10 protein-coding genes are annotated in these 12,371 nt (G+C 34.4%); 4 read left to right on the top strand and 6 right to left on the bottom strand.

Annotated features, from left to right (window positions below; genetic code table 11):
* Position 1: 1 nt before the first annotated feature.
* The 3 genes from AABD74_RS00935 to AABD74_RS00925 all read right to left on the bottom strand — a co-directional run bounded on the left by AABD74_RS00935 (position 2) and on the right by AABD74_RS00925 (position 1,976).
* Positions 2-532 carry a DUF3347 domain-containing protein gene (locus tag AABD74_RS00935; RefSeq protein ID WP_406844420.1) on the bottom strand — a complete coding sequence of 177 codons (531 nt, stop codon included), beginning with the start codon at positions 530-532 and terminating at the stop codon, positions 2-4.
* A gap of 156 nt (positions 533-688) precedes the next feature.
* Positions 689-1,072 carry a hypothetical protein gene (locus AABD74_RS00930; protein ID WP_406844419.1) on the bottom strand — a complete coding sequence of 128 codons (384 nt, stop codon included), beginning with the start codon at positions 1,070-1,072 and terminating at the stop codon, positions 689-691.
* A gap of 70 nt (positions 1,073-1,142) precedes the next feature.
* Positions 1,143-1,976, bottom strand: a complete 834-nt coding sequence (locus AABD74_RS00925) for an AraC family transcriptional regulator (RefSeq protein WP_232682709.1) — start codon at positions 1,974-1,976, stop codon at positions 1,143-1,145.
* 103 nt (positions 1,977-2,079) lie between these two features.
* On the opposite strand from AABD74_RS00925, the gene AABD74_RS00920 reads away from it, so the two are divergent.
* The 4 genes from AABD74_RS00920 to AABD74_RS00905 all read left to right on the top strand — a co-directional run bounded on the left by AABD74_RS00920 (position 2,080) and on the right by AABD74_RS00905 (position 10,499).
* Positions 2,080-3,246 (top strand): MFS transporter, encoded by a 1,167-nt coding sequence (locus tag AABD74_RS00920; RefSeq protein ID WP_406844418.1) that lies wholly within the window; start codon positions 2,080-2,082, stop codon positions 3,244-3,246.
* Between the two features lie 624 nt (positions 3,247-3,870).
* The gene (locus AABD74_RS00915) at positions 3,871-7,083 is read left to right on the top strand and encodes a SusC/RagA family TonB-linked outer membrane protein (RefSeq protein ID WP_406844417.1); all 3,213 of its coding nucleotides are present in this window, start codon (positions 3,871-3,873) and stop codon (positions 7,081-7,083) included.
* 20 nt (positions 7,084-7,103) lie between these two features.
* A complete protein-coding gene (locus AABD74_RS00910) occupies positions 7,104-8,894 on the top strand; it encodes a RagB/SusD family nutrient uptake outer membrane protein (protein WP_406844416.1) in 1,791 nt (596 codons plus the stop codon).
* A gap of 39 nt (positions 8,895-8,933) precedes the next feature.
* Entirely contained in the window at positions 8,934-10,499 is a 1,566-nt protein-coding gene (locus tag AABD74_RS00905) for a DUF5123 domain-containing protein (RefSeq protein WP_406844415.1), read from the top strand.
* 109 nt (positions 10,500-10,608) lie between these two features.
* Here the strand turns inward: AABD74_RS00905 and AABD74_RS00900 are convergent, their stop codons facing one another.
* The 3 genes from AABD74_RS00900 to AABD74_RS00890 form a co-directional block, all read right to left on the bottom strand.
* The gene (locus AABD74_RS00900) at positions 10,609-11,181 is read right to left on the bottom strand and encodes a pentapeptide repeat-containing protein (protein ID WP_406844414.1); all 573 of its coding nucleotides are present in this window, start codon (positions 11,179-11,181) and stop codon (positions 10,609-10,611) included.
* Between the two features lie 44 nt (positions 11,182-11,225).
* Positions 11,226-11,426: a hypothetical protein gene (locus AABD74_RS00895; protein ID WP_053472362.1), complete on the bottom strand. Its 201-nt coding sequence runs from the start codon at positions 11,424-11,426 to the stop codon at positions 11,226-11,228.
* A gap of 70 nt (positions 11,427-11,496) precedes the next feature.
* On the bottom strand, positions 11,497-12,276 hold the full coding sequence (locus AABD74_RS00890; RefSeq protein ID WP_232682702.1) for an AraC family transcriptional regulator: 780 nt from the start codon (positions 12,274-12,276) through the stop codon (positions 11,497-11,499).
* Between the last annotated feature and the right edge of the window lie 95 nt (positions 12,277-12,371).

The following is a 12,371-nucleotide window of genomic DNA, read 5'->3' as shown; positions in this document are numbered from 1 at the left end:
TTTATTTGATAGTTTCTACCACGTTTCCGCAAGTTAACATCGAAGAACCGTAATACGGATTCTTAACTGCTTTTTCTTTGCTTAACCAGTCAGCATCGGCCATTGGGCAGTATTGTTTGTAAACAACTTCGTTTGATTTTGAAACTTTAATTAAGGTATATGTGTTTTTTGAAAGCGATTTAAAAGTCTCACGCTGCTTTTTTAAATCTGTTGAAGTCGAAATACTTTTGGCATCGGCAGTTAATTTTTTTACCACTTTCATCCAGGCTGTATGTTCGTCAGTTTTTAATTTGTCCATTTTTATAGCAGTAATCGCGTCTAATAAATCTTTGGCTTTCGCCGAAGTTAATTTTGCATCACTTTTAATTAAAGCATCTTTTACATTAAAATAAGCATCATAAACAGATTGTAATTGACTTGAATCAGCAATTTCAATTCCTGTTTCTGTTGTTTTAATTGCATTTGCCTGAATCGTGTTTGCAGTAAATAATAATGTGATTATTGCTGCTATAGTTGATATTAAGTTTTTCATTGTATGTAAATTTTGATAGAGAATGTAATTTTTCTCTAAGTTAAATAATTTAGGATGTTTTTAATCTCGCAAAGTCGCAGAGACGCAAAGTTTTATATTTCTTCGAGCCTTTGTGCCTTAGCGGCAAAACACTATTATGGCTGTCAGAAATAGAATTTAGTTTATTTTAGGAATTAACCAAATAGAAGTAAAACCATCAGAAATACCGGCAGTTTTATAGTAAGATATAGATTTCTCAGATGAGAAATTAAAGAGATTATTTTCGAATTCAAATTCGTTTGTGGTTAGCAGACTAAATTGCAAAGCAGTAGTTGTACAGCTCGAATGATCGCATTTTCCATTGCAGCCGTGCTGATCTTTAGAATTATGACCTTTCTTACAGCAATCTTCCTGACAAGAATGGGTTTTCTCTTTTTTAGAAGAAGCTTTCTTTTCGCACGAAGTTTTTTCAGAAGATTTTCCACATGCATAACCTGAACTGGACATCAAAAAGAAGCCAAGGGTTAAAATGAAAAATAATATGTGTGTTTTTTTCTTCAATGTAAAAGCTTTTGAATTACAAATTTAGATAATTTTTTTAAGAGCTGTTCTTTATTTAAGATTTCAAATTTTATGTTTTCTTAAAATCAGTCGGTTTCATGTTTTTCTTCTTTTTAAAATAATTCGAAAGATGGCTTTCATCAGTAAAACCAAATTCGTAGGCGATTTGTTTAATAGAAAGTTTGTCGTTATGAATACGTTTTTCGATTAAAGTCGTTCGTAGATTATTAATGTATTCACGATAACTGATAGAAAAAGTCCTCTTAAAATAAGCACTAAAATAAGTTTCGGCAATATTAAAATGACTGGCAATAACTTTTATCTGTACCAATTTCGGATTGTAAATATTCTGATGAATATAAGTGGCAATTTGTTCGTTATCGATATGCGTCGATTCCATTCGCAGATTCATACATTTAATAGTTTCTTTAATTACACCAAAAATCGAAAGAATCTGATAAAAGATAATAGGCGAAGTCGAAACATCGGTTTTGCAATTATAAGCCGTAATGTTTTCGATTGTATTTTTAAGAATCGTTTTGCAAGGATCATCTAATTTTAAAACGGTTTCCTTTAATAATTTATCCCGCATAAAATTTTCAGGCGTGTGAATTAAAAATTCATCGCAGGTTAAATTTTGTTTAGAGTTAAAATAATTATCAGTGAATTTGATATAAACAAAGCGGGTCGATTTTTTAATATCAAAATAATGCTCGTCTTCTGGCGAAATCACAAATAAGTCTCCAGACTTGTATGGAAGAAGATTATTGTTGAGGTGATGAACACCGCTTCCTTTCTTTATATATATGATTTCGTAATAGGTATGCGTATGCGGAGGCAGATGAAATTTTTCATCTTCGAACTCGTGAATGACAAGAGTTTCAAATTGATTTAATTTCGGCATGTTTTATTATTACAAGTTTATGTTATAAATGTACAACTTTTTTCTTGTTTAATGGTGTTAAATTTGTATCGTAGAAAGTCTTTCCCTTTCTTATGAAATCAAAATGAAAAAAAGTCTTATTGCACTCTCGTTTGGAGGTTTAACTATCGGTATAACCGAATTTGTGATGATGGGTCTTCTTCCTGATATCGCTTCAGATATGAAAGTCAGCATTCCCGTTGCCGGATATTTAATTTCTGCTTATGCACTTGGAGTCGTTATCGGCGCTCCTTTATTAGTAATACTTGGAAGAAATTTTCCGCCTAAAAAAATGCTTTTAATTTTAGCTTTAATGTTAACGGTTTTTAATGCGCTTTCGATTATTGCACCTTCTTATAATTTTTTATTTGCTTCGCGATTTTTATCGGGATTACCGCATGGAGCATTTTTTGGAGTGGGTGCGGTAGTCGCAAGCCGTTTAGCCGACAAAGGAAAAGAAGCACAGGCGATTGCTATTATGTTTTCGGGTTTAACCCTGGCTAATTTAATTGGTGTTCCTATTGGAACCTATATTGGTCATAATTTTATCTGGCGTTATACTTTTGTATTAATTGCCATCGTGGGTTTGTTAACCTTTTTGCTTATTTCTTTATGGATGCCAAAGTTAGAAAAAGGCGAAACGGTAAATATGAAAAAACAATTAGAGTTTTTCAAGAGAACCGAAGCTTGGTTAATTATCGGAATCACTGCAATTGGTTTTGGAGGATTATTTGCCTGGATCAGTTATATTGCGCCGCTATTAATTAATGTTTCGAAATTTGGCGAAGGCGATGTTTCGTATATTTTAATTCTGGCCGGACTGGGTATGGTGGTTGGAAATTTTGCCGGAGGAAAACTGGCAGATAAATATTCGCCTGCACCCACAACTTTAGCTTTGTTATTTATTATGTCAATCGATTTGATTTTGGTTTATTTCTTCTCATCAAGTCAATATATTTCTTTGTTTTTGACTTTCCTGACGGGTACTATTTCTTTCTCGGTTATTGCACCAATTCAAATGTTGATGATACGAACAGCAAAAGGAGCAGAGATGATCGCCTCGGCTTCTCTCCAGGGAAGTTTTAATATTGGTAATGCCCTTGGAGCTTTTCTGGGCGGATTACCATTGACTGCCGGATATGGCTATGAATCTCCAAATCTTATCGGGGTTGGAATGTCTATTATTGGAATGCTGATAACCGTGACATTAATAAAAATACACAGGAACGATTTGAGGCTTCAAAGCGCATAAATTTTTATATCTCTATAAACATCAAACCCTTAGAAGCAATCTAAGGGTTTTTTTGTGCCAAAATTTGTTTTAGGAATTGTTTAGAGTTTTTAGTGAAGTTTAATTGGTGCAATTGAAGTACACAAGTTAAATTATGAATTTCTTTTTTAAATAAAAAACTTGTTAAAATATTCATCAATTAAAACCTAAAATCATTTTTATATTAAAAATAAATGTTAAAAACACACTTAAAAATATTTTAAATTGTAAGCTTGTAATCGATTGTTTTTTTAGAAAAAATCCTAACAAATCATTGAATTACGATAATATATTTAATATTTATATATCGATAAAATTACATAAGTCGTATAAAAAAGCCGTTTTATTTTTGATATGCAATTCTATTTATGAAATTTTTATGAATTTTAATTTTTTGTATTAAAAAAATATCTATGTTTGTGTAATCGATTACAACTTTTTCAAGTATAGATGCCCTAAGTTTTGATTCTTACAAAAAAGAATAATTAAAATTCCAAAATAGTGTACAATCTAAGTCTTTGTTATTGTTGATAAAGACTGGGCTTGCAAACATAAAAAGAAACCAAAAAACCACTTTAAACAATTTACTAACTTAAACAAACAACCATGAATTTTAAAGATTTATTAAACAAAGGAGCAAATCATTGCTTTGCATTTGTTTTTTTATTGTGCTTGCTGTTGAGCAATCGAGCGCATGCTCAGACAGTAACAATAGAAGGAACCGTTAAAGATGCAGCCGGACTTTCTTTGCCAGGAGTGAATGTACTGGAAAAAGGAACGAAGAACGGGACTTCTACTGATTTTGATGGTCACTATAAATTAAAATTAACCAATCCGAAAGCGGTTTTAAGCTTTTCTTTTATAGGATTTAAAAGCATTGAAGTTTCAACAGAAGGTAAAACTAAAGTAAATGCAACTATGTCTGAAGATTCAAATAACTTAAACGAGGTTGTTGTAATTGGATATGGGACATCAAAAAAATCTGATTTAACGGGTGCGGTGGCTACATTTTCTGGAAATGAGATGCGTAAAATTCCTGTTCCTAACGTAGCAGAAGCTTTAACGGGACGTATAGCGGGAGTTCAGGTAACTTCTTCTGAAGGTTCGCCAGATTCAAATATACAGATTAGAATTCGTGGAAACGGTTCTTTAACACAAGATGCTTCTCCGTTATATATAGTAGATGGATTTCCGGTAAACAATATTAATGACATTTCTTCTTCTGATATTGATACTATGACAATATTAAAAGATGCATCATCTACCGCTATATATGGTTCGAGAGGTGCGTATGGAGTTGTTATTGTTACTACAAAGAAAGGTAAAGATGGTAAAATTGCCGTAAACTATAATATGTTTTATGGCATGAAAAAAATAGCCAATACTATAGATGTTACAGCTCCTGAAGATTACGTGAAATGGCAGTATGAGTATGCTTTGCTTAAGGATAATACAGACCTGAGCTCTTATGAGAAATATTTTGGATCATGGCAGGATTATGATATGTACAAAGGTATGAAAGGTAATGACTGGCAAAGACAGGTTTTTGGACGTACAGGCGAAGTTCAAAGTCGTGACTTATCTATTCGCGGCGGTTCAGAGAAAATGAGCTATAATTTCAATTATGCTCATTATGATGAAAAAGCAATCATGAACGGGTCAGATTTTAATAGAAATAACTTGTCGCTGGCTTTAAACAGTAAAGCCTCTGATAAAGTCGATTTGAGTTTTACAGTACGTTATTCAGATACTGAAATTAATGGCGGGGGAATGAATGAGCAAAATGAGGTTTCATCTGCAGATTCCCGTTTAAAAACTGTTGTGGGATATGCTCCAATTCCAGTTCCGGGTTTAACTACTGATGATACAGATGAAGCAGTTTCGGAAAATTTGACACATCCTTTTGTAGCAATTGCTGATACTGATCGTCAGCAGTTTAGAAAAAACTTTAATATGCTGGGGAGTTTTTCATGGAAACTTACCTCAGATCTAGTGTTTAAAACAGAACTAGGTCTGGATAACTATAATTATTTAGACTATCGTTATTTTGGGCGTTCGACTTATTACGTAAAAAATAATCCGGCAGCAGAAAGACAAGGTATGCCTGCTATGATATTGGGAGACAGAAAAGATACTCGTTTTAGAAATGCAAATACGCTTAACTATGATTTGAAAAAATTAGTAGGAGAAAATCATACTTTAAAATTACTTTTTGGTGAAGAATCTATAGAATACAAAAGAAATGAGGTAAACACCGCAATTCATGGTTATCCATTAACATTTGATTTAGATCAGGCAAAAAAGTTAACGACTCAGGGAACACCGGTTTCTGTGGATAATTTCTATTTTCCAGATGATAAATTGCTTTCGTTTTTTGGTCGTGTAAATTACGAGTATAAAGATCGTTATCTTTTTACAGCAACATACCGTGCCGATGGTTCAAGTAAATTTTTAGGTGATAATAAATGGGGATTTTTTCCGGCAGCTGCGGCAGCCTGGAAAATTTCGGGGGAAGAATTTATGAAAAATGCTTCATGGGTTAATTTACTTAAATTAAGGGTAAGTTATGGTGAAGCAGGGAACAATAATATCCCAACAGGACAAATGGTTCAGAGTTTTACATCTACAACATCTACATGGATTAATGGTGTCGATAATTACTGGGCACCTTCTAAAACAATGGCAAACCCAGATTTAAAATGGGAAACTACTGTTACACAAAACTTAGGTTTAGATTTCGACTTATTCAAAAACCGTGTTACAGGATCAGTAGAATACTATAAAAACACGACTCAAGATTTATTAATAAACTTCCCAATTTCTGGAGGATATGATTATCAGTACAGAAACATGGGTGAAGTTCAAAACAGCGGAGTTGAAGCAACTTTAAACCTTAACCTAATTGAAAGAGAAAAATACGGTGTAAGCTTATCGTTTAATGCTGGATTCAACACCAATAAAATTAACTCACTTGGTGTAATGAATAATTTTGGTGTAAGTTCTGGATGGGCTTCTACCGCTATTGGAAATGATTATTTAGTAAATGTAGGCCAGTCGATAGGTGTAATGTATGGATATAAAAGTGACGGACGTTACGAAGTATCCGATTTCAACTATAATGCAGGAACTTATACTTTAAAAACCGGGGTGGCAGATGGTACTACAATTGTAGGCCCTATGAAACCAGGTGCAATGAAATTGAAAGATATTGACGGTGATGGTAAGGTAAATGCAAACGATCTTACGGTTATAGGAAATGCTAACCCAAAAACTACAGGTGGTTTTGTGCTGAATGCAAATGCTTATGGATTTGATCTTTCTGCGGCGTTTAACTACAGCATTGGAAATGATGTTTACAATGCCAATAAAGTTGAATTTTCTACTTCAGTTCCAAACGGGCAGTATAGAAATTTAAATTCTGAAATGGCCGACGGAACGAGATGGACAAACTTTGATCCAAACACAGGACAGTTAGTAACAGATCCTGCGGCGTTAACTGCCTTAAATGCAAATACTACAATGTGGTCTCCTTATATGCCGCGTTATGTTTTTAGTGACTGGGCTGTTGAAGACGGGTCTTTCTTGAGACTTAATACTTTAAGTTTAGGTTATACTACACCAAATGATTTAACTTCTGCTTTAGGCGTTTCTAAGTTAAGATTTTACTTAACTGCCAGTAATGTTTTTGTCTGGACTAAATACACGGGGCCAGATCCTGAAGCTTCGACAAGAAGAAATACACCACTTACTCCCGGGGTTGATTATTCGGCTTATCCAAGAAGCAGACAGTTGATATTTGGTTTAAACCTTAATTTTTAATTCAGTAAAATTTTCACAAGATGAAACATAAAATATTAATAGCAGGAATGTTTGTTGCAAGTCTTTTTTGTTCTTGCTCAGATGACTATTTAGATGCCCCGGCACAATCAACATTAGATGAATCAGTTATTTTTTCCAGCCCGGATTTAGCTGCAGGTGCAATAGACGGAATTAAAATCCCGTTTGGAGAAACCAACTCTTACAGAGGCCGTTTTCTTCCTTATTACGGATTAAATACAGATGTAGAATGGTATAATTCTTCTCAGACTGTAAGTGACGGATCAGATTTATGTACCTATGATGCAAAGCCAAATAATTCTGTAATGAATTTATCCAATAGTACCTGGGCAATGATGTATTCCGGAATTGAGCGTGCCAATCTTTGTGTTCGCGGTTTACGTACTTACGGTAATCCAACACCAGGATCAGACTTAGGATATTTGTTAGGTGAGGCTTTAACATTGAGGGCTATTTATTATGCTGATTTGATAAAAGCCTTTGGAGATGTTCCGTACCGATTTGAACCTCTAACAAATGAAACACTTTACATAGGAAAAACAAGCCGTGACGAAATCTATAAACAATTGCTTAAAGATTTAGGCGAAGCTGCAGCCTTAGTGCCATGGCCTGGAGAAACTACTGCAACAAGCAGTGTAGAAAGAATTAATAAAGCTTTCGTAAAAGGATTTCGTGCCCGTTTAGCAATGGCAGCAAGCGGTTATCAGCAATATCCTGACGGAGTAAGAAGAAGTACAGATCCGCAGCTTTCTGTTGCCAATATGTATGCATTGGCATTGGCAGAATCCCGTTCGGTAATTGAAAGTGGATCTGCTCATTTAGAATCCTCATTTGAAACATTCTGGAAAAAATACAATGAGGAATATTTAATAGCAGGCGGAGAATCGCTGTGGGAAATTCCATTTTCAGAAGGAAGAGGCCGTATGCTGTTTACATTTGCAGTTCGTCATACGACAAACGATCAATTTCATGCCAATGGTCCAAATCGTGGAGGAACAGCCGGACCGCTGCCTTTCGTTTTTTACGATTACGATCAGGCAGATACAAGAAGGGATGTAACTTGTGTTCCCTACAAATATGGCACAGCCGTAAACAATATTGCCAAACAAGAGTTAGGGGCATTAAATACTTGGTATTTTGGAAAATACCGTTACGAATGGATGACTCGCAGGGTTACTTCATCAAATGATGATGGTGTAAATAAAATTTATATGCGTTATGCTGAGGTTCTTTTAATTGCAGCAGAAGCAGCTAATGAATTAGAAGGCCCAAGTGCAGCCGCTCCGTATTTAAAAAAAATCCGCAGAAGAGCATTTCCGGCAGCAGTTCAGGCTGTAAAAGTTGATGCTTACGTAAATGCCTTAACAAGCAAAGATGCTATGTTTAGAGCATTAGTAGAAGAAAATAAATTTGAGTTTACCGGAGAAATGGAACGTAAACAAGCTCTTATTCGCTGGAATCTTCTTAAAACTAAACTGGACGAAGCCAAAGTTAAAATGGCAAACTTATCACAGCGTTTAGGCGAATATGCCGCAGTGCCATCAACTTTATATTATAAATTTAAAGCGGATAATGTCAGCTTAGATATTTACGGATTAAACCGTGGAGAAACTGTTGATCCGGGAGCTGCTTATTCTTCTATTGCATGGACATGGACAGGTGCCGCCGCAGATACAAAAATCAATAGTTTGTATAAAGCCGGTGTTAATCCTGATAACAGACAATTCTGGCCAATCTGGCAGGTGTTTATTGACGGAAGTAATGGTAAACTGACTAACGATTACGGTTATTAATCTCTCACAATTATTTATTAATTATAAGGCATTATGTTTATGAAAGCAAAATATATAATAAAAGGATTAATAGCTTCAGTACTGCTGACTGCTGTTATTTCGGGCTGCGAAAGTTATAATGAAGGTGTTGTAGATACCTTAGAGGTAAGCAGGGAATTTTCTCCAATTGGTTTAACTGCAAAAGTCAGAAATCAGACTACAGTCGAATTAAACTGGACTGTAAAAGAAGATGATAATACAGTAGATCATTATATAGTAGAATTTAGTGCAGATGATCCGGAATTTAAAACCATTTTTAAAACCATAAATGTTGCACCAGCACAATTACCAATACAGGTAGCTTTAGAAGGAGAAACAGTTTATTCGATAAGAGTAAAAGCAGTTGGTTCAACAGGATTGGAAGATTCAAAATGGTCAGTAACTACGGCAACTACACTTTCTGAGCAAATTTTCTTCCCGGTTCAGGATGCTGATATCGATGCTAAATTTGTTACTTTGAGATGGACACCAAATAGCAACGTTACACAAATTTCTGTTGCTCCGGGTAATATCATTCACACTATAACACCTGCAGAAAAAACAGCGGGAGTCGCAGTCGTAAACGGACTTACTGGTGAAACAGCCTATACAGCAACATTACTAAACGGAACCAAAACAAGAGGAACTGCAGTTTTTACAACCGGAATTGATATAACCAATGGTATTGTAGTGAATCCGGGAGATGATTTAGAAGCAAGCATTGCAGCCGCACCTGCTGGTTCAAGATTATTACTGATGCCGGGAACTTTTAGTACTACCGGTGAGATAATTTTAAATAAGTCGCTTATTATAAGAGGATTAAAAACAGCTGATAAGCCAAAACTAAATGTCAAGTTTACAGTCAATCCGGGAGTTACAAATCTTTCATTAGTAGATTTAGATTTGAATGGAACAGGGTTGAACAATGCAGCCGTAATAACAATTGCCGGGGCAGTATCAACTTATGGAGATATTTTAATCAGCAAAAGTATTATCCATGACTATACTCGTGCCTTAATTGCTGCTAATGTAACAAACGCAAAATTGGCATCATTTACGGTTGATAACAGCATCGTTAAAAATGTAAATACAAATGTTGGTGCTGATTTTATCGATTTCAGAAATACCCACGTCGCAAGTATAGTGCTTAAAAACAGCACATTCGACAGTTGTTCTACAGCTCGTGATTTTATTAGAGTCGATGCTGCTGCTAACTTGTCTGGAACAGGCTTAGTAACCAATATTTTAATTGATAAATGTACATTGTATAATGTATCAAATACTGCAGCTCCAAAAAGAATTTTATATGTTAGATTCTTAGATAATGCTTCAACAGTAAAAAATACTTTGATAGCAGGGACAACTGCGATTTATACCAATCAAGCAAATACAGTTCAACCGGTATTTAGTAAAACCTATTATTACAACGCCCCAAGTTTTATGGATGCAGCGATTCCTTTAAATAAAATCGATGCCTCAGGAACTACAGCAGATCCGCAATTTGTAAATGCAGCAAGTGGTGATTTTACAGTAAAAAACCAAACCCTGATCGACAACCAAATTGGAGATCCGCGCTGGCTGGATTAAATAAATTCATTTTTTTATATTGGTTTAAAAAGGGATGCAGACAGCATCCCTTTTTGTGTTTTCCAACTTTGACAAAGTTTCGCATGTCGAAACTTGAAACCCTTTTAACTCACTCAATCTCCAAATCAAATTTTTCAAGCAATCCCGCAAGCGCGGTGTGCGAAACCTTAGTTCCTTTAATTTTATTTTCAGAAGGATCAAAAGCGTAATTTCTCGAAGACCTGAAATCGGTTTTTTCCAGAATACATTCCACGAAAGTGGCATTCAATAAATCACAATTTTTAAATATTGCCAAAGACAAATCAGTATTTGAGAAATCGACATCTTTTAGAGAACAGTCAATAAAGTTCGTTTTCTTTAATTTTTTATAAATGAAAGTCGAATAATCTAAAAGGCAGTCCTGAAAACTCATTGCAAACAAAAAGCTGTTACTTGCACTAAAATCCAAACCCATCAATTTACAGCCAATAAATTTTATATTTTTTAATCCCGTGTTTTTAAGAACTGCCAGCGAAAGATTGCAGTTTTTAAAAGTAGAATCCAAAAAATCATTATGGCTTAAATCGCTTTTAGAGAAATTACAGTTAATGAATTCGCAGTTGACAAATTCGGTATTTGATAAACTTTGTTCTGAGTAATCTATTGTATCAAAAGTTCGGTTTTGGTATAATTTTGTTTCCATTAAAAGGGATGAAGAAATTGAAATGAGGAGAAAGTAATTTGATTTTATTCTAATTCGATACAATCAAAAATGCCGTTGTTTTGAATTAAATTGGGAATGTCAAGTTCGCTGTCAATTCTTAAAATATTATCGCAGTCCTCGAGATCAAAATTCCATAAAGTATTTGGGAGTAATTCCTGAAGAAGGGCAGAAGCCGACTCAAATTTGGATCGATTGTCAACGGAAGTTTTAAAAACATAAATCATAATATGCATTTTTTGAGATGCAAATTTCTGAAAAAAGTCTTGCTATTTATTAGGATTCAATAATCAATAATTAGGATTTATCAATCATTTTTCGGTATTGAATAGGACTAATTCCTTCATGTTTTTTAAAAAAACGGCTAAAGTACGATTGGTCATCGAGCCCTACTTGTATTGCGATTTCACTTACAGAAAGCGAGGTTTGAAACAACAGATATTTGGCTTCTAATAATATGGTTTCGTCAATCCATTTTGCGGCCGATTTTCCTGTAACTGTCCGGACAGATTTATTTAAATGATTTGGTGTAACATTAAGCATTGAAGCATAATAATGAACTAAATGATGGGTTTTAATATGCTGATGAATCAACTCTTTGAACTTGTTCGTAATAACCTCAGCGGCCGAAATGCTTTTAGTATTCTTAACCGAATTTTTGTTCATTTCATAAAACAAAGCAATCAAATACGACTGCACAATATTCAGGTTGGCAGTCGGCGTTTCAGAATATTCTTTTTGCAGCCGGTCTAAAACAGCTATAATATTTGAAACGTCTTCTGGTGCTAAAGTAATTTTTGGATTTCCTGAAATTTTCAAAAAATCAAATTCGTTCAGCATTTCGCGGCTTCCATATTTCCGAATTAAAATATCAGGGTGAAACTGACAGACATATCCAGTATATGTGTTTTGTACATTTTTTATTGAAAAAACCTGATCAGCCGGAACTACGATAATTTCATTAGCAATAGTACAATATTCTTCATAACCTATTTTCATAGTATGCGAACCAGATGCTACAAATACTAAAGTATGACAGCTGTGTTTACAAGGAGGAACAGGAATTTGCAATTGCATTATTTCGTTTGTTTTTAAACAAAAAAAATGATCCGAATTTGATTTGAAAAGCAAATGAATAGGATTGTCCTCACCAAGAAATTTCTCCCGAAATC

The organism is Flavobacterium soyae (assembly GCF_045348165.1).
Lineage (GTDB): Bacteria > Bacteroidota > Bacteroidia > Flavobacteriales > Flavobacteriaceae > Flavobacterium > Flavobacterium soyae.
Note: the sequence above shows the minus strand (reverse complement) of the source record. Positions and strands in the feature narration are given on the sequence as shown.